A 26,979-nucleotide genomic window follows, 5' to 3' on the forward strand; every position below is an offset into this window, starting at 1 on the left:
CACCCGCCCCGTACGGCCCCCGCGCGCGCCGACGCCGACCGCACGTCCCGACGGGACCCCCACGATCATCAACTGATCAGCGGCTCGGCGCCCCGCACGAAGGGACGGGACCGCTAATCCCCGATCCGTCATCGCGTCTGTTTCGCATGCCCACACATCAGAAAGGCCTTGTCATGGCTCACGAAATCGAGATCTTCGCCAACGGTTCGGCCGGGTTCGCCGCCGCCGGTAAGCCCGGTTGGCACGGGCTCGGCTACACCGCGCCCGGCCCGATGACCGCCGAGGAACTGCTGTCGAACGCCCAGCTCGCCGGGTGGAACGTGCGCAAGGTGCCGGTCGGTCAGGTGACCGACCCCGTCACCGGACAGCCGGTCACCACCGACGAGGACTTCCTGGTGGTGCGCACCAACCCGGTCACCGGGGCGCCGGAACGGCTCGGCCGCGTGGGCAAGGAGTACGAGGTGTTGCAGAACGAGGAGGTGACCGCGTTCCTGCAGACCCTGGTGGACGAGTCGGGGGCGGTGTTCGACACCGGCGGGTCGCTGAACAACGGGCGGCGCATCTTCGTCACCATGCGTCTGCCCGAGCCGCTCATGGTCGGCGGGTTCGATCAGATCGACCTGTACCTGGCGGCGTTCTCCCGGCATGACGGGTGGGGCGCCTTCGTGACCGTGGCGACGCCGGTGCGGGTGGTGTGCGCCAACACCGAACGGGCCGCGCTGGCCAACCATGCCTCCAAGTTCACCGTCCGGCACACCGGCCGGATGGCCGGGCGCATCGCCGAGGCCCGCGACGCTCTGAAACTGACCTGGCGGCACGGGCAGGCGTTCGCCGCCGAAGCCGAGAAGCTCCTCGCCATGCCGATGGAGGTGAAGGAGTTCCGGCAGTTCGCCAGCCGGCTCCACCCCCTCCCGGCCGACGCGAAAGAGCTGGCGAAGCGTAATCGCGATCTGACGATGCGGGAGCTGGAGTACCTGTTCACCACCGCGTCGACGCAGGAGCCGATCCGGAACACGCGGTGGGCGGCATACAACGCGGTGACCGAGCGGCTGGACCACAAGAGCCCGGTGTTCGGCAGCCGCGACGTGGCCACCGTGCGCGCCGAGCGGGCCCTGCTCGATGACCACGACAACGCCAAACTCAAGGCCCGCGCATTCCGGCTCCTGGCCACCGCCTGACCCACGACCCCCGGCATCCGGTAGGGCCCCGGGCACGGGGCCCTACCGGGCACCACGCCGCCACGCGCGGTTGTGCCGGGACCCCACCCCTCCACACACCCGGGACGGGCGGTCGACACCAACACCCCGGACCGCTCTGACCGGCCGATACCCCGCCCCGCGTACGACATCAACCAGCCCACTGAAGGAGATCATCATGGGACGACTCGAAGACCTGGCCGTCCACTACGCCAACGCCGCCCGCAGGGAACTGAGTGAGGCGCTCAACCGCATCGCCTCCTTGGACGAGGAGGGCACGTTGCACGACAAGGACTTGGGCCGGATCGCCTACGCCTACCAGCGGATGTCGTGGTGGCAGCAGGTCACCGACCTCACCCACGGCCGCGAGGACACCATGGATGGCGGCACCGCACTGCTGACCGTACGGCAACGGGCCCGGAATCTGTTGATCAACGCCCGCCCGGTGTCCAATGGCGGCTTGTTCGCCCTGGCGATGGCCGAGGTCCGCAGGGGTGGTGCTCGGGCCTTCCTGGATGCGACCGAGAAACTCGCGAACGCGCTGGCGCTGCTATCCGAGCGCGGCACCCGCCCGCCCGAGAACACCACACCGGACACCCTCGCAACCGAGCAGGCCCCGGCCGGGGGCACCGGCCGTGACGCCGCGACCGCCGGATGTGGCTTCGAGCCGCCGACCGGCGCTCACCCCTGACCCTCACCTCTCACCAACCCCTGTCACCCAGCGAAAGGGACAGCACACGATGGATAACTCTTGCCAGCCCGGCCCTCTGGCCCCGCCCCGTCCGCCGGGCAGCATCACCCCTGCCCGAGGCAGCACCACCACCGGCCATGACGAGCAGGCATGGCCCTCATGCGATCAGCTGACCACCGAGAAGATCATCGCCACCCGCCACGCCTGCTACACCGCGGCCGCCAAGGCGATCGTCGCCTTGCAGAACGGGCAACGGCTGACCGGCGAGCAGTTGTTCGCCACCGCTCACGCCCAGGCTTCCCGCGCCTGGTGGGAGCTGGTGGCGGAGGAGATCACTGGTAAGAAGCTGACCTCCGATCACGCGCTACGCCGGGTGCGGTCCTGGGCCCGCCACTACCTCACCGGGGAACCTCCGGCGACCCGGCCGGGCACGTTGTTCGATCACGCCCTCGCCCACGCCGCTCGGATGGCCGCCCGCGACTTCCTGGACGACAGCGGCCACCTGCTCACTCAGCACCTCATCCACCAGGCAACCAACCCGGCCACGCCCGCCGACTACCAAGGCGGCTCGCTCATGCCATCGGCGACGTCTGCAGCGCCATGAGCGAGCAGCCGATCGCACGAGCGCATCGCGGCGCTGGTGACACCCCCGAAGAAAGGGGCATCAAGATCATGAACAACCCCGAGCGGCATCCGGCTACCGGCGCACCACTCGAAGGAGGCCCGGGCCGATTGGAGGCGATCATCGAGCAGGCTCGTAGCGCCCGCAAGGATCACACCGACGACATCTTCCGGCGACTGGGCCGGGGTGAGCGGCTGAGCGCCGCGCAGCTCTACGACCTCCTGTATGCGCAGACCCTGAGCACCTGGTGGCTGCTGGTGGCCCGGCACATCGAGTACGCCGACAGCGGCGGCCTGCGCCCGGCCCAGGCCGTCGCCAGGTTCATCTCCTGGATCGCCCCCTACGCCGACAACCCCACCCCACCCCAACCCGCGACGGACACGCCGAACCCCGGCGCGGACGTCGAGCGCGAACGGGCCCTGGACCACCTCGAGCGCAGCCTGGCACTCATCCGGCACGACGCCGCCCACACCTTCCTCCGCCAAGCCGAGACACTCGCGCCGGCCTGCTCCCACCAGCAGACCCCTGCCGCTTCGACCGGGCAGGAGGGCACGGCATGACCCACCCCCACCACACCGCCACCAGCGATCCGACCGGCCGCGCTCCGGAGCCTCCTCCCAACGGACCGCAGCCGACGCGGACGGACCACTCGCGTCTGGAAATTTTCCAGATGCTCGGCTGGAGCTGGGACATCACCGCCGCCAAGAAGCTCACCCAGGGCCGATCCCCGGACGGGGTGATCATGACCGAATGGTGGGCGGCCATGCTCAACCTGATCGCCATCGACGCCGAGCACGCGGCCCAGGTGGATCTGTCCGAGCCGCTGATCGCGGCCACGGTCCCGACCGGCGGCATCCTGATCATCGACGGCTGGCACCGCCTCTGCAAGGCCGTGACCATCGGCCTGCCGGAGCTGTCCGCCGTGGTGCTCACCGCCGAGGAGGAACGCGCCTGCCGCATCAGTGGCGGAGAAGAGCCACTCGAGGACGAGGAGGAGGAAGACGACGACGTGCCTGACAGCGACTGAGCCGGTGGCGTAGGGGGCATGCCCCGCCCAGCACAAGTCCAGTGTGCTGGCCGGGGCACACCTCCTGCACCACCGGATCAGGCCCGTCTCCCCGGGCCTTTCCCCATCACCGGAGGGTGCTTACCCGCCATGATGAGCGCGATCTTCTTCCTCACCTTCTCGGGCGTGGGATCCCGCATCAAGTATGGGTTCGGCCCGAGACCGAGCGGGCTCACGTAGGGGGCGGGCTTGTCCGGCTCAGGCGTGGGTTCAGGTTCGATCTTCTTGAAGAGGGGGCCGCCACCGTCGGGGGCGTCGGCCGGGGTCGGGTAGAGGGTGTGGCCGATGAGCCGCAGCACGGACTCGATGGGCAGCAGGTAGTCGATGAGGCTGGTCTCGTCGTCATCGGACAGGGTGGGGTCGCGGGGCCGGTTGCGGTTGTGCAGATCGACTTGTCCGGCCTTGGCGAGATGGTCGTAGAGGCGGCCTTCCAGCCAGCCGGCCTCGCTGCTGTTGAGCGTCTCATTCTCGTTGGACTCATATCGGATGAGCAGCGCCCGGTACCAGTGCGCGCGTTCCCTGAGCTGCTGCAGGACACGGTGGCGGAGCCCTGGGGTGGCGGCCTTGCCGACGTAGGCTCCCCAGCGTCCCTCGGCATCGGGCCGGTCGAGCAGGAGGTAGACGCCAGGCACGTTCCAGCCTCGCTCGAGGCGGTTGGCGTGGTCGCGGTCGAGCAGGAGCATGCCGGCGACCTTGTGCTTGGCGCGGATCTTCATCGGGTTGTTCAGGTCGTAGGAGAGGCTGACGACGAGCTGGGACGGGGCGAACCGCATCGCACACACGTAGGCGTCTCCTTCACCTGGTGCTACGGGAAACTGTCCCGAACAGTATCGGACACATCGCTGTAGGTAATTGAGGGTTCGGAGAAGAAAGGTGCAGCTCACCCGGCGGATAGGTGCCTCCCCACCGCTGAGCGGCACTGTCCGGACGATGCCACGGTCCCGATGGGGGGCGTCATCCCATGCGGTCAGCCAGAGGCCCCGTTCGTGAAGGGCCGTCCACAAACGGTGGGGGTTGCACGGCGGTCGGAGTCACGGACGGTCAGCGTGGGTCGGGCTGGCTGCTGGCAGGGTGCGCGATCGGACGGCTGAAGCTGATCAAGTCGCGGCGATGGTAGGTGTCGATTCTGACCACGCTGCGCCGGTTGGGTGCGTGGATCATCTGCCCGTTGCCGATGACGAGGCCGACGTGTCCGGGGCCGTCGGCTTGCATGTGGAAGAAGGCGAGATCGCCGGGCTGTTCCTGGCCTGCGGGGATGGGTGGTCCGTGGCGCCATTGGTCGGCGGCGACGCGGGGGATGGCGATACCGGCTGCTTGGTAGGCGCGCATGGTCAAGCCGGAGCAGTCGAAGGCATCAGGTCCTTCGGCACCCCATACGTACCGCTTGCCGAGCTGGGCGTGGGCGAAGGCGAGGACGGCGGCGACCTGCTCGCCCGGGATGAGCGGGATGCAGGTTCCGGTGAGAGCGTCAGCAAGGCGTTGAGCGTGCGGTTCCCACGGGGCGTAGGCGTCGGGGCGGGCGGAGCGCTGGACGGCTTGGGAGGCCCGGGTGAGGGGGAGTTGCTCCCAGCGCCGCACCTTGATCAGGTGGTCGTAGAAGGTGCTGGTGGCGTGGCGGGGGTCGAGGATCTGTTCGGGTGTTCCCCAGCCTTGCGAGGGGCGCTGTTGGAACAGGCCCAGGCTGTCGAGATGGCCGTGGCGCAGGGTACGCAGCTGGGATTCTTGCAGGGCGGTGGCGATCGCGATGACGGCTGCCCGCGCGGGCAGGCCGCGCTCCATCGCGAGCTGGACGATGAGCGCGGCGTTGCCCTGCTGCTCGGCGTCCAGGTCGAGCATCGGCACCGCGCGTGGTGGAGCCGCGACCGGGCTGCCTGCCAGGCTGCTCGCTGTGCTGGGCGGGATCGCGCAGGTGACGCTACCGGGTGTTCCGGAGGCGGTCAGGATGCTGATGGCGGCTGCGACGAACGCCGAGACGAGGAGCAGCAGGAGGGCGGCGCCGGCCGCGGCGGCCTTCACCTGCTCTGGTCTTGCTGCGGGGACAGGCTCTCGAGAGAGTCGTCGTCGGGATCGTTGGCAGCGGTGGCGGGACCTTGCGGGCGGCCCTGAACAAGGCGGGGCCACGCTTTGAGGAGTTCGGCGAGTCGCATGCGTGCCTGGCCGGTCTGGCTCGGGAGAGGGAGCCAGCAGGGTCCGGCGGGGCCGTCGTCGAGTTCGGTCTGGACGGCGGTCGCGATCGGGATGTCGGTGGAGTTGATGAGCGCACGGAGGTTGGTTTCGCGTTTCCGGCTGGGCAGCCAGAACAGCACAGGGGTGGTGATCTGGGTGACCTCGGCGAGGTCGGCGTAGGTGGCGAGCTTGTCGGCGACCTTGGCCAGGGTCATGCTGCCGGTGTCGTGTTCCAGGAAGAAGTCGATCTGGCGGCCGTTCTCGGACCAGCAGCCGAAGGCGTCGGGACGGGCCAGGCCGCCCCAGATGGTGGCGCACTGCTTTTCCGACAGCCACGCCCGCAGACGAGTTCCCGGAGTGTGGCGGGCCAGGTGCCGCAGGTCGGTGAAGAAGTCGTTGACGCCGATCTGGTGGCCGCTCTTGTCCGAGACGGAGATCGACATGGCCAGGTCGGGATGGTAGCCGAGCTCTTTGACGGTGGTGTGGCTGCGGAGGGCGAGGAGTTCGGCTCCGGCGCGGCCGAGTACCCAGTGGCAGGGTGCGGAGCCGCCGTAGGGGGTCCAGGGCCGGTAGCGGGTGATGGTGTGGAGCTTGTGCAGGATGCCCAGGCGGCGGCGGGTGGGCTGCGGTTTGGTGAAGAACAGCCGCTGGAGCTGGTGCGTGGTCAGGACACGGTGGTGCAAGAGGTGCTCCAGAATCTGGAAGTCGCGGGGCGTGAGCCGGGCGGCGATGGTGGCCATGGCGGTGGCGTCGAACCGTGGCAGGCCGAGCGGGATACGAGCTGCGGGCATGGCGGAATCTCCTCAAGGTGAGCGGTACCGGGCGCGTGGGCTGAGTGGTGGGTCAGGCGGGCTCTTCGTGCTGGTCGGGAGGTCCGCTGCGCAGGTCGGTGCGCAGGTCGGGTGCGTGGCCGACTTGGTGGCGTGGCCTGCGAGTGGGCTGCTGGGCCACGTCGTCCGGCTGGGTGAACTGCTCGTGGGATGCCTGCCGGATCTCCTCGGCACGGCCCTCGATCAGGCCGGGGAGGGGGCGGGTGCGCAGGGTGAAGGCGGAGATCTGTTGGCCGTCGATGACGAGGCGGGCGGCCGTCTGGTAGGCGCCGAGGTGGGTGAGGTCGTGTGGGCTGATCAGCGGCGCGGTGTGGTGCTTCAGTTCGTTGGCGTCTTTGGGCGAGGCGTTGAAGTAGATCTTGTTGCGGGCGTCGGCGGACAGGGCTTCGCGCAGGTCGCCCGGGAGCTGGTCGAGGTGCTGGTGGGCGAGTACGAGTGAGAGTCGGTAGCCGCGTGCCTCGGCCAGCACGTCGTTGATGTGGCCGGGCAAGTTGAGGAAGTTGTGGCACTCGTCGATCACCAGTGAGGCGTCGGGTCGGTCGGCTTCGGCGAGCTGGGTGCGGCGGGTGGTGGCTTGCCAGGTGTGGGCGAGCAGGATGGAGCCGAACAGCCGGGCGGCGTCGTCGCCGAGGACTCCCTTTGGAAGGCGGGCCAGGATCAGGCCGCCTTGGTCGAGAAGCCGGCCGATGGGGACGGTGGTTTCTGGGCTGGCCAGGGCTTGCCGGACGAACGGGCGGAGCAGGACGGCACGCAGTTTGTTCATCACCGGGCCGATCACGGTCGCTTGCCCGGCGGGGGTGAGGGCTTCGTAGGAGTCCCAGAATCCGCCCAGCAGGCTGTCCTCCAGCTGGGCGACGATCTGGGCGCGGAACGCGGGGTCGGTGAGTAGCCGGGGCACCTCGGCCAGGGTCGCTTTGCGGCCCAGGACGTTGGTCAGGGTGAGGCAGGTGGAGCGCAGAAGGTCATCCACGCGGGGTCCCCAGGCGGTGGAGAAGCAGCGGTGGAAGATGGTGACGACGGAGTCGACGGCGAAGGCGGGGTCAGGCCCGGCCAGGATGTTGATCGACGGCGGCGGGGCCGGGTCCTGCGGGTCGAAGACGACGGTTCTGCCGATCGCTCGCTGGGGCAGCCGGTGGAGGATGTCAGTGATCAGGTCGCCCTTCGGGTCGATGACCAGGGCACCTCGGCCTGCGGCGGCGTCAGTGAGGACGAGGTTGGCGAGCAGGGTGGATTTGCCGACGCCGGTGCCGCCCAGGACGTGCGTGTGGTGGCGTGCGTCGGCCACCGGTAGCGCTACGGGGCGCGGTGGGCCGCTGTCGGCGTCGCCCAGGACGCGGGCCGTTCCACCAGCCGTGGTGCGCGGTACGGCCGGGGACGGCGCAATGGGGCGGGCTCCGGCACGGGTGATGCCGGGCGCGTCGATGTCCCACGGCAGGTGGGCCAGCGCGGCCAGCTCGGCAACGGACAACAGATATCCGGCGTCGAGGCGCCGCGAGCCGACCGCCCGGCGGGCGCGCCAGAGGCGGGCTCGGCGCAGGTACTGGTGGCCGCCGGTGTACAGGGCGAAGACGCCGGCCAGGGTGTGCGCGTGGCCGCGCAGCCAGCCCCGTACGAGATCAGCTGGCTCCGGGCGGACCTTCGTGCACGTAGTGGGAATGGGTTTGCGGCTGGTGGCGACGGCGTAGCGGATCGCCACGGTGTAGCGCGGTTGACCGGCCTTGGTCAGGATGGCACGGACTTGTTCGGCGCGTTCGGGAAAGTCGCGGGCCAGATCGCTGCTGTGGTGCCGGTCGCGGCGGGCGTCGGGGAGGGGGAGAAGCTCGTCGAGGACGCGGCCGAGGAGCGGGCGGCTGCCTCCGCCGCGCAGGTGAGCGGCTGCTCGGTAGGCGTGCCGCAGCCGCCGGCCGGTGGTCGGGCGGGCCAGCACCTGGACGACGGCGTGTTCGCCCTCGCGCAGCCCGCCCATTGCCTCCAGTAGGGAGCGGACGGGGTCGTGGTCGTGGTCGGTCCTGAGCGGAAGGTGTTCGGGCGCGGCCAGGATGAGCCGCCCGCCTGCGACTTCGGATGCGGCGGGGAGCGGCGAGGTGGCCGGGCTGGTGGTGGTGGTCGCGCCCGGCCAGGCAGCTTGGACGGCCTTCTCCACGATGCCGGGCGGGATGGTGCCGGGCACCCACAGGCGGATACGAACTCCGGCGTCGCTGCCGCAGTACTCCCACACCAGGTGCGGCTGGCCGGTGAAGGCGCGCTTCCACGCAGGCCGGAGCAGGCCGACAAGTTGCCGCCACAACACCACGGCGCCCTCCGGGTCACTGCGGGGCGGGCTGGAGATCTCGATGAGCCGGGCTTCGGGGGACATATCGGCGTGGTGGAGCCAGCCGAGCATGGAGCGCACGGCGGCGGTCACGGTCCAGATGACGGCGAGGGCCAGGGCGAGCCGGGGCCCGTAGGCGAGGGCGAATTCGGGCAGGCGAGCGGGTAGCTCGGCCAGGAAGTCCAGAGCGGTCTGCACGTCGTGGTCGTCGATGCCGCACAGCAGGCACGAGCCGTCCTGGCGGGCTGATTGGTTGATGCTCAAAGCGGGTCGCTCTCCTCGTCCTGGTGGCTGGTGCTGATCTGGTCGGTGTCGGGTGGGACGGGAGGTCGTGGTGGTGGAGGCTGGGCTGGTTGGGGGTGCTGCTGTTCGAGTTCGGCGAGCACCTTTGGGTCGGTCGTGACCAAGATCGCCTCGGCTGGTGAGGAAACGATGCTCAGGGCTGTCCGGCAGGCGGGTCCGGCAACCAGGAGGGCTTCGCCGCGTTCGGCGGTTAGCAGGAATTGGCGTTCACCGTCGGTCAGGTCGAAGGCGTCACCGACCGCGCCGATGGCCTGGGGTGCTTGGCGGAGCAGGATCTGGCTGGCGGCGTTGGCCACGATCGCCTGCCCGAGTTCGGAGCCGAGCAGGTCGGCGGCGTCCTGGGTGATGACGGCGAGTCCGGCCCAGTGCTTGCGTGCGGCCTTGGCCATCCGGAACAGGAAGCGGGCGCCTTCGGGTTCCTTCATCAGCAGCCAGGCTTCGTCCACCACGACGAGCCGTTTCTTACGGTCGCGGGGATTGGCCACCCGCCGCCAGATCGCATCCAACGCCAGCAGAGTGCCGACCGCTTTCATCTCCTCAGGCAGGTCACGCAGAGAGAAGACGGTCAGGTACCCGGCCGGGTGGGTGGTGGTGGGGCCGTCGAACAGCTCCCGGTGCGAGCCGGTCACGTACGGGGCGAGCTGCGCGGCCAGGTCCGCGCCGTGCTTGCCAGCCTTCAACGTGGTGACCAGGTCGGCCAGCAGCGGGGCGGGCCGGGCCCAGGTGTCCGGGTTGCGGGTGATCCCGGCCGCCGCGTACGTGGCGATGATCGCGGTATCCAGGGTCGCCCGGCTCTGTGGGGTGAGCGGGGTGCCGCCGAGCATGGTGGCGATCAGGGTCTGCAAGAACATCGCCCGCCGGGACAGCACGTCATCATGCGGGCCGTGGCTGGCGGGCAGGTCGAAGGGGTTCCACCGCACCCCGGCGGCGCCGAGCCGCAGGCAGGTGCCGCCGACCGCGCAGGCAAGGCGGGCGTACTCGTCTTCGGGATCGACCACGGCGACCTCGACCCCCTGATAGAGCAGGCGCAGGGCTTCGAGTTTGGTGAAGAAGCTCTTGCCGGAGCCGGAGCGCGCGAGGACGACGGAGTTGTGGTTGTCCTGGGCGTAGCGGTCCCACACGACAACGCCGGAGCCGGTGGCGCTCAACCCGTACAACACCCCGGCCTCGTCGGCAGTGGTGGGGAGGTCGGGCGAGGTGAACGGGAAGGCCGCTGCCAGCGCGGTGGTGTCGAACGTCCGCGTCTGCTGGAGGGAGTCAACCCCGAGCGGGAGGCCGGTGGTCCAGCCTTGCATGGCGCGGAAGGTGGCCGGTTGCGCGTCGAGCAGCAGGGATGAGGCCAGGGCTCGGACCCGTTCCACCTCGGCGGCCAACTCATGCTCCGTGGCGGCGGTGACGGTCAGGTAGAGACCGACGGAGAACAGGCGGCCGTGGCCGCGGGCGAGCTGGGCGGCCAGGTCGGTCGCGTCGTCGGCGGCGGCCTCGGCGGCGAAGTCAGCCAGGCGGCCGTGGGCGGCGTCGGCGCGGCTGGTGGACTCCAGGCGGGCGAGCTGGCGGCGCAGCCGCATGGCTGCTACGGCTTGCGGGATCGGCTCGATGTGTAGCGAGACGTCGAGGTGGCCGGGGTAGGTGAGCAGTGGTTCCAGCCATCCTGCGCCGACTTCGCGTGGGTAGCCGGTCACCGCGAACGACGCGCAGACCGCATTCGGCAGGGTCAAGGTCCGGGCGCCGACGTGTGCCGATGCCGGGTGTGCGAGGGCGTTGGGCTCGTGGCGGCGGTGTGGCTTCACGATGTGCTCCCGGTGGTCGAGGTGATGAGTTCGTCGGGCAGGGCCTGGCCGTACGGGTGCCGGCCGCCGGGGTCGAGACATTCGGCCAGCGCCTGGCTGGCGGCGTCGGCGTCGAGCACACGGGTGGCGACTCCGAGCGCGGCCAGGCTGCGTTCGGCTTCGGCGGCGCGGCGCAGGACGACGGCGGCGCAGGCGTCCCGGCGTACCGCGCGACGTCCTCGGCCGGTGGCGGGGTGGTCGCGGAGCACGATGAGCACCTGCCGGGCCAGCAGCTCGCGTGAGGCGTTCAGCTCGGCCAGGTAGCCGGCGTGTTCGCGGGCGGCGCCGGCCAGCGCGGCATGCGGCAGCACCTCTGCCTGCCGTTCGACGGTCTCGGCCAGATCAGCGAGGTCGGCGGGGCGGGCCCGGGCGAGGACTTGCACGGGTGCTTCGAGCGAGTTCAGCCACCGGCCGAACGCCCCCACCAGCGCGGCCTGCTCGCCGGTGGTGCGCAGGTGAAAGGACAGGGTGCTGGTTTCGACCAGGACGGCGACGCCTCCGTCAGTGAGTTCGAGCGCGCCGTCGGTGCGGATCGCCCGCACCGGCAGCCGCAGCGGGGCGGGCAGCCTGCCGCGCAGCCTGCACCACCTCGGCGGATCGGCCACCCCAGCGGATGCGGAGACCAGCCTCTTGGACGCACGGGCGTGAAGCAGAGCGGCCAGGGTCAACCGGTCCAGGCTGAGCCCGTCGCGGCGGCCGAGCGCGATGGTCAGACCGAGCGCCACCAGCGGCAGCACGATGGCGGCCAGGATGATGACGGGCAGCAGGCGGTGGAACAGGTAGTAGATGGCGGCGGCGATACCGCCGGTCAGGGTAACGATGAGGAGCTGGCGAAAGCTCAGCCCATAGGCGAGTGTGTCAGGGCGGTTGATGTCGGCGGGAATGTTCGTGATCAACGGTTCTGGTTCGTTCACTGGCCGTCCCTCCTGCGAGTGCGGCGGGGCGGCGGATCCAGATGGAGCTGGAGTTGCCGGGGCCGGGCCGCTCTGGTGGGCATGCCGGGCAGCATCGGCTGGGTCCAGGGCGGTTTCTGCCGGATCCACGGGCCGCTCGGCGGTGCCGGTGCGGACGGTGGTTGCGGTGGACGGGGCACGCGGGTGACCGGGAACGGCAACGCCAGCTGACGGCCGCGCGCGGCGGTCGAGCCTGCCTGCGGCGATCCCGGGCGCGCCTTCGCGGGCGGGAGGTTGAGCGGTAGTTGGAGCTGTTGCGGGCCGTGCTGAGCGGCCGGGTTGGGTGTGTTCACCGGTGTTCCTCCCGTGGTGGTGCGTCCGCCCGCTCGTTGGGTTGCGTGTGGTCCGCCGCGTGGCCGGGGTCCGTTGGGGCCGCGCCGTCTGTTGCCGCTGGTGGTGGGCGGGCGGCCGGGGCGGCGCCCGGTCCTGGTGTTCTTGGTCGCGGTGCGGGCGGCCCGGCCGCCCTTGGTCAGGGCGGTTCGGGCCAGGCCGAGGGTCTTGTAGACGATCAGCGCTTTGAGCAGGCGGCTGAGCAGTTGAGGTTGGGCGGGCTGCCAGACGGAGCGGGCCACCCAGCCGGGAATTTTGATCAGGATGAACAGCAGGCCGATCAGCACCAGCGTGTCGATGGCGCGCATGACGATCGGCTTGAACGCCGCCAGGACGGGCTCGTCGGCGGGGGTGGCGAAGGTGTCGGTGGCGTCGGTGAAGTACACCTTGAACGCCAAGATGAGCACGAGCGCCTGCAGGACCTGCATGATGAGGACGCCGGTAAAGGCGCGCCACCACAGCCGGGCGATGTGCTCGGTCTGCGGCAGCGCGTGACACAGCAGCGCGAGCGGCGCGGCGATCATCAGGAACAGCAGCAGCGTGATGCGCACGACCGCGATGAACGCCAAGATCAGGCCCATCACCACGGCGATCCCGACCATCCAGATGAAGAACATCTGCGGGGCCGCCAGCTGGCCGACCGGATTGACCAGCTTGTTGGCGATCAGGTCACCGGCCCGCCTGCCGTCCACGCCGTCGCCGAGCAGCGCGCCGACCAGGCCGTTGGCCAGCTCGATAGCGTACTGGCAGACGGTGAGCGAGAAGTTGACCGTGATCGCGGCCACCACCACGCGCGGCGCGACCTCGGCGGCAGTGGTCGAGGATTGCACGCTGCCGTACGCCATCACGATCACACCACCGGCCAGCACGAACAGCGCCAGCAACGCGTTGGCCACCACCCGCACATGGGCCGTCAGCTCCTGAACCCGCTCCACCATGTCCGGGGGCGGCGAGGACAGCAGCAGCGTGCCGACCGTCTGGAAGGCCGGCTGGATCGCCTCGGTCACAATGAGGCCGAACCAGCCGTTCAATGCCTGGTTGATCTTGCAGCCGAAGTCCAGCCAGCCGCACTCTTCTGCCTCGCCGCCTGGCGGCGTCTTCGGCTCTGATGCCGGAGCGGCGGGCCTGGCGGACTCGCTGGGCCCGGTGCTCGGATGCGGCGGTGGTGTCAGCATCGGCCCCGTCGGCGGCGCTGGGAACACCGGCGGTGCCGAAGTGGCGGGTGGCGTGGGCTGCTGGTTCGATGTGGGCGACGGTTCCGGCGGAGGCGTTTTGTCCGCAGCAACCGTGACGGCCATGGTGGCTGTGACGGCGAGCGCGATGGCGAGAAGGATCAGGACCTGCGCCACGCGGCGCATGACGGGCGACAGCGTGCCCGCCGTGGCCGGCCGAGGCGGTGGATGGCGGGTCATCAGGAACCGACGATGCCCTTGAGGACGCTGACCAGCAGCGGAGCCAGCACCGCGATGCCGTAGCCGAGAGCGGCGTAACGCAGCGTCTTCTTGGCCGATTCGACCTCGCCGGGGTCGCCGCCGGCCAGGATGTAGCGGACCCCGCCGACGGTCAGGAACAGCGTGGCGAGGGCGACCAGCAGGCCGACGATGACGTTGCGCAGGTTGTCGATCACCTGGTTCAGCGAGCCTGCTCCCTTGCCGCCATCGGCGACGCCGTCGAGGAACAAGCCCGCCGCGGCGGCTTGGGCGAAGTGGGCCAGTGCGAGCTCCAGCAGGGTGCCGAGGGTGACGGCGACGACGATCACGGCGGTGATGAGCAGGCTCTTGCGGGTGGTGAAGCGGGAACGCGGGTTCACGGCTACCCCTTCCAGGGCGAAGCGTCGAAGAAGCGTGGCTAGGTGGTGAAAGGGGCGACGCGGAGGCCCGGACCCGGACAGGGCCGGGTGGGCGTCCTCCTTCGAGCGGTGATGCGGGTGGCGTCCGGTGGTGACAGGAACCGGTGGCCGGGTGTGGCCTGGTCCGAGTCCGGTGCCGTCCGCGCCGCTCCTTTCACCAGCTAAAAGACCGGGGTGAAGGGCCGAGATCGGACACCAGGGGTGTCGGAATTTGCCCGTTCATGACGGTCGGCCCCATCGGGTGGCACAAGCTCGACGAGTTGATTCACTCGGTATTGCCGGACAGCTCGCCGCTGAGGAGGGCTTGCCGGAGGCGAGTCTCGGCGCGCTGGCGGCGCTTGAGCTCGGTGCAGTACAGCAGGCCGCGAGCCCGGCAGTAGGTGCTCAGCGAGACGCTGTCCAGCCGCGTCATCGAGATCAGCTCGGCCGCCTGCGCGGTGATGAGACCCAGCTCGACCGCGCGCTCCAGCAGCATGTCGGCATGCCCGGCCGGGTAGCGCAAAGCCTGGTGCCCGTCGCTCATCTCCGGCTCAGGCAGCAGATCAGGCCGGTCGATGGCATGGGCGCGCAGGACGGCGAACTGGGTCAGCCGCGACAGCCGCAGTACCGGATGTGACCAGGCCAGCTCCACTCGGCCCAGCGCCTCCATGAAGCAGGCCAGCATCTCGGCCTCCAATTCCTCACGCTCGACGGGAAGCGTCTGGGTGAGGGTCTTGAGCAGGCTTCGCAGCATGGGGGCCGCCAGTGCGACGGCGGCCACCATCCACGCTCCCCGGTGGGTGAGCGCCTGCTCGATGAGGTGCCGCCAGACTTCGTCCCGGGTAGCGCGAGGACAGGACGGGTGTAGGAGGAGAGCGCCCAGCTCATCGAGCGGCAGCGGGCGGGCCGGCAGCCCGAGTCCGAGGGCAGCCCCGTCGACCGCCAGCGGCTGCGGTCCCCGCATGAGCAGCTGGAACGCGTGCTCAGCCACAGCCAGTGGGCGTCCCTGCCCGGACGCCGTCGAGGCGCCGCCCGAGCCGTAGGACGACGTGGCCGTCATGTCCAGGCAGGTCTCTGCAACAATCGCGGCGGCGGTCGAAGTGGTGGCGTCGGCCGAGCGGGTGTCGTACATGGCAGCCCCCGAGAGCAGGTGAGCGGATCGGATGCTGCTCATGCCGCCAGAGACCCCGTACAGAAACCGGACGACTTTCGGGCAGACATCGGCCCGGATAAAGATCACCTCAAAGATGAAGAGGAGTCGTGAAACCGCATCTGACCTGCGCAGACAGTGCACTCGGAGGTCTCCGCGAACCGGAGAGCGGTTGAGGCCGGCCGGTGTCCGGATCACGACCGAAAACGGCCTGACCTGGAAGAACACCGATGCGACGAGATCGCGAGGTCAAGTTTGCGCAAACCCTGCTGCACGCCTTGCGGTCGGCACAAAGGGGTGGCCGGGCCCCCGGGGGTGCGCTGGCCGGAGCTCAGGCGGGCTCGGTGAGGTGGATCCCGCCCATGCGTTCGATAACGTCCGCGCCTGTTCCACATGGTCATAGGCGCGGACGGCCGACATCGCGCCGGCGATCTCCAGCGGGGCGTTCAAAAGATCCTCGCGGACCTGTACGACGCCGGGTATCTGACGCGTCAGCGCGTCGGCAGGCGCAACCACTACAGCCTCAACCTCGACCACCAGTTCCGCTACCCGACCGAGGCTGGGCTGCCAATCCGCCTGCTGATCGACAATTTCGTCGATTGGGACGCGCCCCGTAGAAGAGACGGGCGTTGGCACCCGGGACAAACGTCCGCAGCAGCGGCACACGCCCAGGCAGAGGCGGATTGCGCGGACCGATGCTGGAGGACCGGTGGCTGCGCGCGGTCGCGGACCTGGACAACCTGCGCAAGCGCATCGCACGCGACGCCGAGCGGATCAGGGCCGAAGAGCGGTCCAAGGTGACGGCCGAGTGGCTGCCCATCCTGGACAACCTGGAGCTCGCCCTGAGCCACGCGGTCCGCGGCGACGGGGGCGCGGACGCCGTCCTTGAAGGGGTACGAGCGGTACGGGATCAGGCGGTCACCCTGCTCAACAAGCTCGGCTACCCCCGTCACGACGAGACCGGTGTGCCCTTCGACCCCGCCCGCCACGAGGCGGCGACCACAGTCGAACGGGCAGACGCCGATCCGGGCACTGTGGTGGAGGTGCTCAGGCCCGGCTACGGCGACGGCGAGCGGCAGCTCAGGCCGGCGGTCGTGGCCGTCGCGAAGAAGGGGGAGTGATGGCCGAACGCCGGGACTTCTACGAGGTGCTCGGCGTCGACCGGAACGCCGACGCCGACGAGATCCAGCGGGCCTACCGCAAGCTTGTGCGCGCCTACCACCCCGACGTCAACAAGGATCCCGGCGCCGAGGACAGGTTCAAGGAGATCTCGGAGGCCTACAGCGTGCTCTCCGACCCCGAGACTCGTCGCCGCTACGACGCGTTCGGACACGATTTCCGCCAGGTGCCGCCCGACGTCGATCCCGCGGACTGGGCGCGCGCACGCAGCCGAGCGGGCGCGGGTGCGGGTGCGGGCGCGCGGGCCGGCGCTGGGGGTGGCCGGTGGCGCTCGACCGGCGCCGAGGGCTTCGGCGCGGACGAGGGCATCGACCTGGAAGACCTGCTCGGCGGCATGTTCGGTGGCCGGGGCAGACGGCAGTGGGGGCCGGTGCCCGGCGCCGACCAGGAGGCGGAGCTGACGCTGACTCTGGAGGAGGCGTATCACGGCGGGCGGCGCAGCATCACGCTGCCCGGAGGCAAGCGGCTGGAGGTCACCATCCCGCCCGGTGTCACGAACGGGCAGCGGATCAGGCTCGCCGGCCAGGGCGGGCACGGCAGTGAGGGAGCCCAGCCGGGCGACCTCCACCTGATCGTGCGGATCGCCGACCATTCCCGCTACCGCCTGGAGGGCCGCGACATCCACGCCCCGCTGCCGCTGGCTCCCTGGGAGGCGGCGCTCGGCGCCACGGTCGCCGTCGACACGCCGGGCGGCGAGGCGAAGGTGAAGGTGCCGCCGGGCACCTCCACGGGCCGCCGCCTGCGCCTGAAAGGACGCGGCATGCCCCATCCGCGCGGCGCCGCGGGCGACTTCTACGCCGAGTCCCGGATCATGGTGCCGCCCAGGCTCACGGACGAAGAGCGGCGCCTGTTCGAGCAGCTCGCCGCCGTCTCGCACTTCGACCCCAGGAGGCGCTCATGAGCTACGCGCTCGTCCGCCCGGTCCGGCTCGACCTGGACGCCTACGCGCGGGCCACGGGCCTGCACCCGCAGGCCGTGCGCCGGCTGGTGGCGCTCGGCCTGCTGGAGCCGGTCAGGAACGCCAGGGGGGAGCTGTGCTTCACGCCCGCCCAGGTGGCGGCGGCGGCCCGCATCCAGCGGTTGCACGAAGGACTGTCCATCAACTACGCCGCGATCGGCGTGGTGATCGACCTCCTCGACCGGATCGGGGAGCTGGAGGCCGCCCTGCGTGACCTCCCACGACCACGCTAGGGGGCTGGAGTGGACCCGAACAGGATGACGCAGAAGTCGCAGGAAGCCATGCACGACGCCCAGACCAAAGCCTTGCGCTTCGGCCACACCGAGGTCGACGGCGAGCACCTCCTGCTGGCCCTGCTCGACCAGCCCGAGGGGCTGGCGCCCAGGCTCCTGGAGCAGGCCGACGCCGATCCGCGCCGACTGCACGCTGACCTGGAGGACGAGCTGTCGCGACGGCCCAAGGTCAGCGGCCCGGGCGCCGCGCCCGGCCAGGTGTTCCTCACCCAGCGCCTGTCGCGGCTGCTCGACGCCGCCGACCGGGAGGCACGCCGGCTCAAGGACGAGTACGTCTCCGTCGAGCACCTGCTGCTGGCTCTCATCGAGGAGGGATCCACGACGGCGTCCGGACGTCTCATGCACGGCCAGGGCCTGAGCAGGGACCGGTTCCTGGAGGCGCTCACCGCCGTGCGGGGCAATCAGCGCGTCACCTCGGCCATGCCCGAGGTGGCCTACGAGGCGCTGGAGAAGTACGGGCGTGACTTGGTCGCCGACGCCCGGGCGGACAAGCTCGACCCGGTGATCGGCCGCGACGAGGAGATCCGGCGGGTGATCCAGATCCTGTCCCGTAAGACCAAGAACAACCCGGTCCTGATCGGCGATCCCGGAGTCGGTAAGACGGCCGTCGTCGAAGGGCTTGCCCAGCGCATCGTCCGCGGCGATGTCCCCGAGGGACTGCGCGACAAGACCGTCTTCAGCCTGGACATGGGCTCCCTCGTGGCCGGCGCCAAGTACCGCGGAGAGTTCGAGGAACGCCTCAAGGCCGTACTGAACGAGGTGAAGGCGGCCGAGGGCCGGATCCTGCTGTTCGTGGACGAGCTCCACACGGTGGTCGGAGCCGGGGCAACCGAGGGCGCCATGGACGCCGGCAACATGCTCAAGCCGATGCTGGCGCGCGGCGAGTTGCACATGATCGGCGCGACCACGGTGGACGAATACCGCAAGCACATCGAGAAGGACGCCGCCCTGGAGCGCAGGTTCCAGCCGGTGCTGATCGACGAGCCCTCGATCGAGGACACCATCTCGATCCTGCGCGGCCTGCGGGAACGCCTGGAGGTCTTCCACGGCGTGAAGATCCAGGACAGCGCGCTCGTCGCCGCCGTGACGCTGAGCCACCGCTATATCTCCGACCGGTTCCTGCCGGACAAGGCGATCGACCTGGTGGACGAGGCGTGCGCGATGATCCGCACGGAGATCGACTCCATGCCGGCCGAGCTCGACGCCCTGACCAGGCGGGTGATGCGACTGGAGATCGAGGAGGCCGCGCTGGCCAAGGAGGACGACCCGGCCAGCGGGGAGCGTCTCGCCGAACTGCGCGAGGAACTGGCCGCCACGCGGGCCGAGGCCGAGGCGATGCGGGCACAGTGGGAGGCCGAGCGCTCGGCCCTGCGTAAGGTCCAGAGCCTGCGGCAGGAGATCGAGGCCGTGCGGCGGGAGGCCGAGCAGGCCGAACGCGACTACGACCTCAACCGCGCCGCCGAGCTGCGCCACGGCAGGCTGCCCGAGCTGGAGCGTCGGCTGCGCGCCGAGGAGGAGCGGCTGGGCACCCGGCAGAACGGCCACCGGCTGCTGCGCGAGGTGGTGACTGAAAAGGAGATCGCGGACATCGTCTCCCGCTGGACCGGCATCCCGGTGACCCGGCTGCAGGAGGGCGAGCGGGACAAGCTGCTCAAGCTCGACCAGATCCTGCACGAGCGCGTCGTCGGCCAGGAGGAGGCCGTGCGGCTCGTGGCCGACGCCATCATCCGTGCCCGCTCGGGCATCAAGGACCCCAAGCGTCCCATCGGGTCGTTCCTGTTCCTCGGGCCGACTGGCGTCGGCAAGACCGAGCTGGCCAGGTCCCTCGCGGAGGCCCTGTTCGACACCGAGGACAACATGGTCCGCATCGACATGAGCGAGTACCAGGAACGCCACACGGTCAGCCGTCTCGTCGGCGCCCCTCCCGGCTATGTCGGCTACGAGGAGGGCGGGCAGCTCACGGAGGCGGTGCGGCGCAAGCCGTACTCGGTGGTGCTCTTCGACGAGATCGAGAAGGCCCACGCGGACGTCTTCAACGCGCTGCTGCAGGTCCTGGACGACGGCCGGCTGACCGACGCGCAGGGCCGCACGGTCGACTTCCGCAACACCGTGATCATCATGACCTCGAACATCGGCTCCCAGCACCTGCTGGACGGGGTCACCTCCGACGGGGAGATCAAGCCCCAGGCACGTGAGAGCGTGATGGGGGAACTGCGCCGGCTCTTCCGGCCCGAGTTCCTCAACAGGATCGACGACATCGTGCTGTTCAAGCCGCTGACCGAGGCGGAGATCGAGCGGATCGTCGACCTGATGTTCACCGACATCAGGCAGCGGCTGGCCGACCGGCGGCTCACCCTGCAGGTCACCGAGGAGGCCCGCAAGCTCATCGCCAATCAGGGGTACGACCCCGTCTACGGTGCCCGGCCGCTGCGCCGGTTCATCGCCCGCGAGGTCGAGACCAGGATCGGCCGGGCGCTGCTCGCCGGAGACGTCTCCGACGGGTCGACCATCGTGGTCGGCGCCGACAAGGGCGAGCTGAACGTCACCTTCTACACCCCGGGAAACTGACATGCACACCGTGCGCTGCGCCAACTGCGGGAGGCCGAACAGGGTTCCGGACGCCGCCTCGGGCACGCCCCGCTGCGGCAACTGCCACCAGCCGCTGCCGTGGATCGCTGAGGCCGGCGACGACACCTTCGCGGAGGTCGCCGAACGGGCCGACCTGCCGGTACTCGTCGACTTCTGGGCGGAATGGTGCGGGCCGTGCCGGATGGTCACGCCCGCGCTCGAACAAGTCGCTCGAGAGATGGCGGGACGCGTGAAGCTCGTCAAGGTCGACGTGGACCGGTCCCCGGCCCTCTCGCAGCGCTTCACGATCACGGGCGTCCCGGCGCTCATGATGCTCAACGAGGGCCGCGTCGTGGCTCAACGCGTCGGCGCGGCCCCAGTGCCCCAGCTACGCGAATGGGTCGAGGACACGCTGAGGACGCCGTCATGACCCGGTCGCCGGCCGCCCTGCCCGAGACACCGGATCTGTACGGGGCCTATCCCCGGCTGGACGAGCGGCGCATCGCGGACCTGTCGCAGTGCGGCGAGCGCAGGCCCGTGTCGCCCGGCGAGGCCCTCTACCGGGAAGGCGAGCCGGTCGGCGAGTTCATCGTGATCCTTTGCGGCACGGTGGCCATGGTCGAGGGGTATCGCAGCGGAGAGGAACGCACGATCGCCGTCCACGGCCCCGGACGTTTCCTCGGCGAACTGGGCCTGCTCACCGGCCAGGCCGGGTTTCTGACCGCGCTCGTGTGGGAGCCCGGCGAGATCCTGGCCGTCGGGGCGGACCAGGTGCGCACGCTGGTGGCCGGTGACCCTGCGCTCGGGGACCTCATCCTGCGGGCCTACCTGACCCGCCGCACCCTGCTGATCGGCATGGACGCCGGCTTCCGTATCATCGGCTCCCGCTACTCGCCCGACGTCCGCCGGCTGCGCGAGTTCGCCGCACGCAACAGGCTCCCGCACCGGTGGATCGACCTGGAGGAGGACGAACAGGCGGAGGCGCTGCTGCACCAACTCGGCATCTCCCCGCAGGAGACGCCGGTCGTGATCTGGCACGGAAACCAGGTGCTGCGCAACCCGACCGCCGCCACACTGGCCAAGGCCATCGGCTTGCCCGCGCCGCGGCCCGGCAACGGCGCGTGCGACCTGATCGTCGTGGGCGCGGGTCCCGCCGGCCTGGCCGCGAGCGTTTACGGGGCCTCGGAGGGCTTGACCACGGTCGTGCTCGACGCGGTCGCCGCGGGCGGCCAGGCGAGCACCTCCTCCCGCATCGACAACTACCTCGGTTTCCCGTCGGGCATCTCGGGCGCCGAGCTCGCCGAACGCGCCGTCATCCAGGCGGCCAAGTTCGGCGCCCGGCTGACCGTACCGGCCGAGGCGAGCAGACTGGAGTCCGACAACGGCCGCTACAGCGTGCTCGTCGAGGACGGGCCCGCCGTGCAGGGCCACGCTGTGCTCATCGCCACCGGCGCCCACTACCGCAAACTCGACGTTCCCTACCTGGAGAAGTACGAAGGCTGCGGCGTCTACTACGCGGCGACGCCGTTCGAGCTGCGCATGTGCCGGCAGACGCCGGTGGTCATCGTCGGCGGCGGCAACTCCGCCGGCCAGGCGGCACTTTATCTGGCCAGGAATGCCTCGTCGGTGCGCATGCTCGTCCGCGGCGGCGGTCTCAGCGAGAGCATGTCCCGCTACCTCATCGACGCGATCGGCCGGACGCCCGGCATCGAGATCATGTTCCACACCGAGGTACGCGAACTCCTCGGCGACGGCTCCCTGCGGGCCGTGCGTGCCCAGAACAACCAGACGGGACAGTTCATCGAGATCGAGACCAACGCGATGTTCGTGTTCATCGGCGCGGATCCGCACACCGGCTGGCTGGCGGGCGTCGTCGCGCTGGACGACCGGGGCTTCGTCATCACGGGAAACGGCTCGTCGCACTGGGAGGCCCTTCCCCTGGAGGCCGGGCGGCCGGGCGTGTTCGCCGTAGGGGACGTTCGCAGCGGGTCGGTCAAACGGGTCGCGTCCGCTGTGGGGGAGGGTGCGATGGCCGTACGCCTGCTGCACGAAAGATTCACCATGACAGGGCATCGACAGCAAGGACGGTGATCCAGATGCCAGTGATCGCGGTGTCCAGGTTCGAGCACTTCTTCCGCGCTGCTGCGGGACTAGATGTGGACAAGTCCGACCGCTGGATCTGTCGCTCAGCGAAGAAGCCGAGGCCCGGCTACGGCCGTGGCGGGTGGGCTCTCCGTGGCGCTCGCCAGGGCGATCAGAGCCATGGAGCCTGACCGCAAGAACCCGGCGAGCAAGGAGTGGACACGCACAATCCGTGTCTTCGAGTTGCTGCTATGAGGAGATTCGGCGCGTTGCTGGTGCCTCTGCTCGCCACGCGATCGGATGGCGGCTGCTCGGGCGCAGACAGGCCTGGCCAACCCCGCAGGGAGGACGGGCTCGAGCGTGATGGGTAGTAGGTGTGTTCGAGAAAGGAGGATGCCATGCGTCACAACAGTCTGCGTACCGCGGTGCTGCTCGGCGCCCTGTCTGCTCTGATCATCCTGGTGGGGTGGTGGTTCGGTGGCAGCACCGGAATCCAGATCGCCGTCCTGGTCGCGCTCGTCAGCAACGGCGTAGCCTACTTCTTCTCCGACAAGATCGCGCTGTCGGCGATGCATGCCCAACCCGTCGGCCCCGGTGACTGGCCCGCGCTGCACCAGATGGTCCGCGAACTGTCGGAGCAGGCGCACCAGCCCATGCCCCGGCTGTACGCTTCGCCGGTCCTGCAGCCGAACGCGTTCGCCACCGGGCGCAATCCGCCTCATGCCGCAGTCTGCGTGACCTATGGGATCTGAACGAACGCGAGCTGCGCGCGGTCCTGGGGCACGAACTGTCGCACGTCTACAACCGCGACATTCTGATCTCCTCTGTGGCAGGGGCGCTGGCCACGATGATCACCTACCTGGCCTACATGGCCGGGTTCTTCGGCGGGGGAGACGATGATGAGGGTCCAGGCCTCCTCGGGGCTCTCCTGATGATGATCCTTGGGCCGGTGGCGGCCGCGATGATCCAGATGGCCATCTCCCGAGCGCGGGAGTATCAGGCCGACGAGTCCGGCGCCCGGCTGACCCGTGACCCGATCGGGCTGGCCAGTGCGCTACGGAAGATCGATGCGGGCACCCGGCAACTGCCGCTGCCAGAGACCGGCCGGCTCTCCTCGACCTCGCACCTCATGATCGCCAACCCGTTCCGTGGCGGGGGCATCGGGAGACTCTTCTCCACCCACCCACCGATCGCCGACCGGATCGCACGGCTGGAGGCCATGGCCGGTTACCGCCGCTGATCAGGGCTCGGGGCCGGCGGGTAAATCCCTCAGGGTGAGGGCAAGGCCGGCGACAGCGAGCGTGCGCTGGACTCATACGTCGAGGGGGCGGAGATGGTCATGAGACGAAGAACTCGCGTTGTGGTCGTGGGGGCGGGTTTCGCCGGGCTGGCCGCAACGCGAACGCTGGCCAAGGCGGGCGCGCTGGTCACGCTGATCGACCACAACCCGTACTCGACCTTCCAGCCCCTGCTCTACCAGGTGGCTACGGCCGGGATGAGCGTGTCCGACGTGTCATACCCCATCAGGACCTACGCCGCCAAGTGGCCGAACGTGCGCGCTCGTCGGGGTGCGCTCAGCAGGGTGCTGCCCGAGAAGCGACGCGTGGAGTTGGATGACGGAAGCACGCTGGACTACGACTTTCTCGTGCTGGCCACCGGTGTGACCACCAACTGGTACAACGTGCCGGGCGCGCCGGAGAACGCACACCCGCTTTACTCGCTCAACGACGCGGCAGCGTTGCGGCGGCGACTCCAGCACTGTCTGGAGGACGCGGTGGCGGGCCGGCGCGACAGCGCCCACATCGTGGTCGTGGGCGGGGGGCTCGACCGGGGTCGAGATCGCCGGGACGCTGGCCGAGCTGCGGCGGCGCACGCTGCCGCTGACGCATCCCGAGATTCGTCCCGATCAGACCAGCGTGACGCTGGTGGAGCGCTTCGACTTCGTGCTGGCGCCGTACAAGCCGCGGCTGCGAAATGCTGCGGCGGCCGCGCTGCGCAAGCGAGGGGTGCGGCTGCGGCTGGGCGCCACGGTGGCGTCGGTGGAACCGGATGCGGTGGGGATCGTCGACGGGACGGACGTGCCGAGTGACGTGACCGTGTGGGCGCTCGGCGTGACCGCGCCCGCCTACGTGGCGGAATGGGGGCTGCCGCAGACCAAGGGCGGCAGGATCAGGGTTACCGAGGCTTTGAACGTGCCGAAGCATCCCGAGATTTTCGTGGCCGGCGACCTGGCCGGGCCGCCCAAGCCGCTGCCCCAGCTCGCTCAGCCGGCGATCCAGATGGGAAAGCACGTGGGCAGGCAGATCCTGGCGGCGGCTCAGGGACTGCCACTGCGGCCGTTCTCGTACCGGGATCCGGGGATCATGGCGACCGTGGGCCGGGCCGAGGCCGTGTTGCAGCTGTCCAACGGATTGACCATGCGTGGGTGGCCGGCGTGGCTCACGTGGATCTTCATCCATGTGGCGTACCTGCTTGGCGGGCGCAACCGGATCGCCGTGCTGGTCAACTTCTTCTGGCGGTACGCCGGGCCGCGCCACGCCGCCACCAGCGTCAGCCAGTGAGCGCCGCCGTCAGGGCGGCCAGGTCACCAACGTGGAGACTGTCGCGCCACAGCCGAGGCCGGGCCGGGCGGGCTCGCCAGGGCCACGGTCCTGGCCGCCCCGTCACCCTCTGCCGCTGTTGTTGCCTCCGTCCGGCCGGCCGGTCGCGGTGCTCTTCACAAACCAGACCCCGGCGTGTCAAAATCATGTATATCCTGTAGGGAAAATGTACTTTAGAAGGGCGAGAGTATGGCGGCGCGTGCGGCCGGAGTGGGGTTGCGCGGTGTCGGCCACACCTTCAGCAACGGTCACGTCGTGCTGCGAGACATCGAGCTGGACATCCCGCCCGGTGAGATCGTGGCCATCCTGGGTCCGTCGGGATGCGGGAAATCGACCCTGCTGCGGCTGGTGGCCGGGCTCGAAGCGCCGGCCGCCGGCGAGGTGCTGGTGGATGGCCGCGCCGTCCGGGGCGTAGATGAGCGCTGCGCCGTGGTCTTCCAGGAGCCGCGGTTGCTGCCCTGGCGCGACCTCATCGGAAACGTGGCCCTGGGCCTGCCGAAGGGAACTGGCAGGGCGGATGGGCAGCGCATCGTCCGGCACTGGCTCGACGTCGTCGGCCTCCACGGCTTCCACGGACACCGGCCGCGCCAGGTGTCCGGCGGCATGGCCCAGCGCGCGGCGCTCGCCAGGGCGCTGGCCCGGCAGCCCGGCGTGCTGCTGCTCGACGAGCCGTTCGCCGCGCTGGACGCGCTCACCCGGTTGCGGATGCAGGATCTGCTGGCCGACGTGCAGCGCGGCGCCGGGACCACGGTCCTGCTCGTCACCCACGACGTGGATGAGGCCCTCCACCTGGCCGACCGGGTGATCCTGCTCGGCAGCAGGCCGCCGCGTGCGGGCGCGACCGTTGTGACAGTGCTCGGCGTGTCTCATCCCCGGCCGCGTGACCGCGCACACCGCGAACTCGCCGCGCTCCGCGCCGATCTGCTGGAGCGACTCGGTGTACCCCGGCCCGTCCCCGCACAAGAGGCAGCCCCGTGAGAAACCTGATCTACCGTCGCTTTCTGGTCACCGCCGCCCTGCTCGCCACCCTGGCCACCGGTTGCGTGCGGGGGGAGAGTGACGCCGCCCCGTCCGCGTCGGGACAGTTGCGGCTCGACTACGCCTACTACAACCCGCTCAGCCTGGTCATCCGCAAGCAACGCTGGCTGGAGGCCGAGCTCAAGGGCACCAAGGTCACCTGGGTGCTGTCGGCAGGCAGCAACAAGGCCAACGAGAACCTCCGCGCCGAGGCCATCGACGTCGGCTCCACCGCCGGCGCCGCCGCGCTGCAGGCCCGCGCCAACGGCACGCCGATCAAGACCATCGGGATCTACAGCCGGCCCGAGTGGACGGCGCTCGTCGTCGCCAAGGACTCGCCCGTCATAGAGGTCGAGCAGCTCAAGGGCAAGAAGGTCGCCGCGACCAAGGGTACGGACCCGTACTTCTTCCTGCTCCAAGCGCTGGAGGAGGCGGGACTCGGCGGCACGGATGTCGAGGTCGTCAACTTGCAGCACGCCGATGGCAGGACGGCGCTCGAACGCGGTGACGTAGACGCCTGGGCGGGGCTCGACCCGTTGATGGCGCAGAGCCAGGTGGACGCCGGCTCCAAGCTCTTCTACCGCAACGCGGCCTTCAATTCCTATGGCTTCCTCAACGCCCGCGAGGACTTCCTCTCCAAACATCCGGGCCTCGCACAGAAGGTGATCGACGCCTACGAGCGGGCGCGCGCGTGGATCGCCGCGCGCCCCGACGAAGCCGTCCAGTTGCTGGCGGCCGAGGCCAAACTCGCCCCCGAGGTCGCCACGGTGGTGCTGAAGGAGCGGACGCAGACGGAGATCAGCCCGGTGCCGGGCGCTGAGCAGCGTGCGGTGCTGGAGCGCATCCTGCCGACCCTCGTCCGTGAGAGCCAAGTGCGCTCGGAGACGGAGGCCCGCAGCGCGCTGGACTCGCTGTTCGAGCCCCGCTTCGCGGAGACGGCGCAGGGGTCGTCGTGACCCCGCGTGCCGGCGACCCCGCTGCCTCGCCACCGGACGCGAGCAGCACGC

Annotated in this window: 23 protein-coding genes and 3 pseudogenes; 17 read left to right on the forward strand and 9 right to left on the reverse strand. The window is 70.0% G+C overall.

Going from position 1 to position 26,979, the window contains the following annotated elements; all coding sequences use genetic code 11:
• Positions 1 to 173: 173 nt before the first annotated feature.
• The 5 genes from AB0I81_RS20370 to AB0I81_RS20390 all read left to right on the forward strand — a co-directional run bounded on the left by AB0I81_RS20370 (position 174) and on the right by AB0I81_RS20390 (position 3,536).
• Positions 174 to 1,178, forward strand: coding sequence for a DUF932 domain-containing protein (locus tag AB0I81_RS20370; RefSeq protein WP_360658733.1), 1,005 nt, complete (start codon positions 174 to 176; stop codon positions 1,176 to 1,178).
• Positions 1,179 to 1,374: 196 nt separating this feature from the next.
• Positions 1,375 to 1,887: a hypothetical protein gene (locus AB0I81_RS20375; RefSeq protein WP_360658735.1), complete on the forward strand. Its 513-nt coding sequence runs from the start codon at positions 1,375 to 1,377 to the stop codon at positions 1,885 to 1,887.
• A 49-nt stretch (positions 1,888 to 1,936) separates the two neighbouring features.
• On the forward strand, positions 1,937 to 2,491 hold the full coding sequence (locus AB0I81_RS20380) for a hypothetical protein (protein WP_360658737.1): 555 nt from the start codon (positions 1,937 to 1,939) through the stop codon (positions 2,489 to 2,491).
• 68 nt (positions 2,492 to 2,559) lie between these two features.
• Positions 2,560 to 3,069: a hypothetical protein gene (locus tag AB0I81_RS20385; RefSeq protein ID WP_360658739.1), complete on the forward strand. Its 510-nt coding sequence runs from the start codon at positions 2,560 to 2,562 to the stop codon at positions 3,067 to 3,069.
• A complete protein-coding gene (locus AB0I81_RS20390; protein WP_360658741.1) occupies positions 3,066 to 3,536 on the forward strand; it encodes a hypothetical protein in 471 nt (156 codons plus the stop codon). The genes AB0I81_RS20385 and AB0I81_RS20390 overlap by 4 nt, the downstream gene beginning before the upstream one ends.
• Positions 3,537 to 3,613: 77 nt before the next feature.
• Here AB0I81_RS20390 and AB0I81_RS20395 read toward each other — a convergent pair whose 3' ends face one another.
• From AB0I81_RS20395 to AB0I81_RS20435, 9 genes are all read right to left on the reverse strand, one after another.
• Positions 3,614 to 4,357, reverse strand: a complete 744-nt coding sequence (locus tag AB0I81_RS20395; RefSeq protein ID WP_360658743.1) for a hypothetical protein — start codon at positions 4,355 to 4,357, stop codon at positions 3,614 to 3,616.
• Positions 4,358 to 4,616: 259 nt separating this feature from the next.
• The gene (locus tag AB0I81_RS20400; RefSeq protein ID WP_360658745.1) at positions 4,617 to 5,591 is read right to left on the reverse strand and encodes a C40 family peptidase; all 975 of its coding nucleotides are present in this window, start codon (positions 5,589 to 5,591) and stop codon (positions 4,617 to 4,619) included.
• Positions 5,588 to 6,532, reverse strand: a complete 945-nt coding sequence (locus tag AB0I81_RS20405) for a replication-relaxation family protein (protein WP_360658747.1) — start codon at positions 6,530 to 6,532, stop codon at positions 5,588 to 5,590. Before AB0I81_RS20405 ends, AB0I81_RS20400 begins: the two co-directional genes overlap by 4 nt.
• 52 nt (positions 6,533 to 6,584) lie before the next feature.
• Positions 6,585 to 9,146: a type IV secretory system conjugative DNA transfer family protein gene (locus AB0I81_RS20410; protein WP_360658749.1), complete on the reverse strand. Its 2,562-nt coding sequence runs from the start codon at positions 9,144 to 9,146 to the stop codon at positions 6,585 to 6,587.
• Positions 9,143 to 10,975: an ATP-binding protein gene (locus AB0I81_RS20415; protein WP_360658751.1), complete on the reverse strand. Its 1,833-nt coding sequence runs from the start codon at positions 10,973 to 10,975 to the stop codon at positions 9,143 to 9,145. Before AB0I81_RS20415 ends, AB0I81_RS20410 begins: the two co-directional genes overlap by 4 nt.
• Positions 10,972 to 11,928: a PrgI family protein gene (locus tag AB0I81_RS20420; protein WP_360658753.1), complete on the reverse strand. Its 957-nt coding sequence runs from the start codon at positions 11,926 to 11,928 to the stop codon at positions 10,972 to 10,974. The genes AB0I81_RS20415 and AB0I81_RS20420 overlap by 4 nt, the downstream gene beginning before the upstream one ends.
• Positions 11,925 to 13,709, reverse strand: coding sequence for a hypothetical protein (locus AB0I81_RS20425; protein WP_360658755.1), 1,785 nt, complete (start codon positions 13,707 to 13,709; stop codon positions 11,925 to 11,927). Before AB0I81_RS20425 ends, AB0I81_RS20420 begins: the two co-directional genes overlap by 4 nt.
• A complete protein-coding gene (locus tag AB0I81_RS20430) occupies positions 13,709 to 14,107 on the reverse strand; it encodes a pilin (RefSeq protein ID WP_360658757.1) in 399 nt (132 codons plus the stop codon). The genes AB0I81_RS20425 and AB0I81_RS20430 overlap by 1 nt, the downstream gene beginning before the upstream one ends.
• A 304-nt stretch (positions 14,108 to 14,411) precedes the next feature.
• Positions 14,412 to 15,299, reverse strand: coding sequence for a hypothetical protein (locus tag AB0I81_RS20435; protein WP_360658759.1), 888 nt, complete (start codon positions 15,297 to 15,299; stop codon positions 14,412 to 14,414).
• Between the two features lie 671 nt (positions 15,300 to 15,970).
• Between AB0I81_RS20435 and AB0I81_RS20440 the strand changes: the two genes are divergently transcribed.
• The 12 genes and pseudogenes from AB0I81_RS20440 to AB0I81_RS20495 all read left to right on the forward strand — a co-directional run bounded on the left by AB0I81_RS20440 (position 15,971) and on the right by AB0I81_RS20495 (position 26,928).
• Positions 15,971 to 16,396: a nucleotide exchange factor GrpE gene (locus AB0I81_RS20440; RefSeq protein ID WP_360658761.1), complete on the forward strand. Its 426-nt coding sequence runs from the start codon at positions 15,971 to 15,973 to the stop codon at positions 16,394 to 16,396.
• Complete coding sequence (locus tag AB0I81_RS20445; RefSeq protein ID WP_360658763.1) at positions 16,396 to 17,355, forward strand: DnaJ C-terminal domain-containing protein; 960 nt, start codon at positions 16,396 to 16,398, stop codon at positions 17,353 to 17,355. Before AB0I81_RS20440 ends, AB0I81_RS20445 begins: the two co-directional genes overlap by 1 nt.
• On the forward strand, positions 17,352 to 17,645 hold the full coding sequence (locus AB0I81_RS20450; RefSeq protein WP_103959560.1) for a chaperone modulator CbpM: 294 nt from the start codon (positions 17,352 to 17,354) through the stop codon (positions 17,643 to 17,645). The genes AB0I81_RS20445 and AB0I81_RS20450 overlap by 4 nt, the downstream gene beginning before the upstream one ends.
• Positions 17,646 to 17,654: 9 nt before the next feature.
• Entirely contained in the window at positions 17,655 to 20,273 is a 2,619-nt protein-coding gene (gene clpB, locus AB0I81_RS20455; protein WP_360658765.1) for an ATP-dependent chaperone ClpB, read from the forward strand.
• A 1-nt stretch (position 20,274) separates the two neighbouring features.
• Positions 20,275 to 20,703, forward strand: coding sequence for a thioredoxin (gene trxA, locus AB0I81_RS20460; RefSeq protein ID WP_360658767.1), 429 nt, complete (start codon positions 20,275 to 20,277; stop codon positions 20,701 to 20,703).
• The gene (locus AB0I81_RS20465; protein ID WP_360658769.1) at positions 20,700 to 22,364 is read left to right on the forward strand and encodes an FAD-dependent oxidoreductase; all 1,665 of its coding nucleotides are present in this window, start codon (positions 20,700 to 20,702) and stop codon (positions 22,362 to 22,364) included. Before trxA ends, AB0I81_RS20465 begins: the two co-directional genes overlap by 4 nt.
• A gap of 63 nt (positions 22,365 to 22,427) precedes the next feature.
• Complete coding sequence (locus tag AB0I81_RS20470) at positions 22,428 to 22,610, forward strand: DUF1931 family protein (RefSeq protein WP_360658771.1); 183 nt, start codon at positions 22,428 to 22,430, stop codon at positions 22,608 to 22,610.
• A 143-nt stretch (positions 22,611 to 22,753) separates the two neighbouring features.
• A pseudogene (htpX, locus tag AB0I81_RS20475) lies at positions 22,754 to 23,595 on the forward strand (zinc metalloprotease HtpX).
• Positions 23,596 to 23,694: 99 nt separating this feature from the next.
• Positions 23,695 to 24,159 (forward strand): annotated as a pseudogene (locus AB0I81_RS20480) (FAD-dependent oxidoreductase); the annotation flags it as partial.
• A 25-nt stretch (positions 24,160 to 24,184) separates the two neighbouring features.
• A pseudogene (locus AB0I81_RS20485) lies at positions 24,185 to 24,916 on the forward strand (FAD-dependent oxidoreductase); the annotation flags it as partial.
• 228 nt (positions 24,917 to 25,144) lie between these two features.
• Complete coding sequence (locus tag AB0I81_RS20490; RefSeq protein ID WP_360658773.1) at positions 25,145 to 25,933, forward strand: ABC transporter ATP-binding protein; 789 nt, start codon at positions 25,145 to 25,147, stop codon at positions 25,931 to 25,933.
• Positions 25,930 to 26,928, forward strand: coding sequence for an aliphatic sulfonate ABC transporter substrate-binding protein (locus AB0I81_RS20495; RefSeq protein ID WP_360658775.1), 999 nt, complete (start codon positions 25,930 to 25,932; stop codon positions 26,926 to 26,928). The genes AB0I81_RS20490 and AB0I81_RS20495 overlap by 4 nt, the downstream gene beginning before the upstream one ends.
• The last annotated feature ends 51 nt before the right edge of the window (positions 26,929 to 26,979 follow it).

Origin of the sequence: Nonomuraea sp. NPDC050404 (genome assembly GCF_040655495.1) — a bacterium.
Taxonomy (GTDB): Bacteria; Actinomycetota; Actinomycetes; order Streptosporangiales; family Streptosporangiaceae; genus Nonomuraea.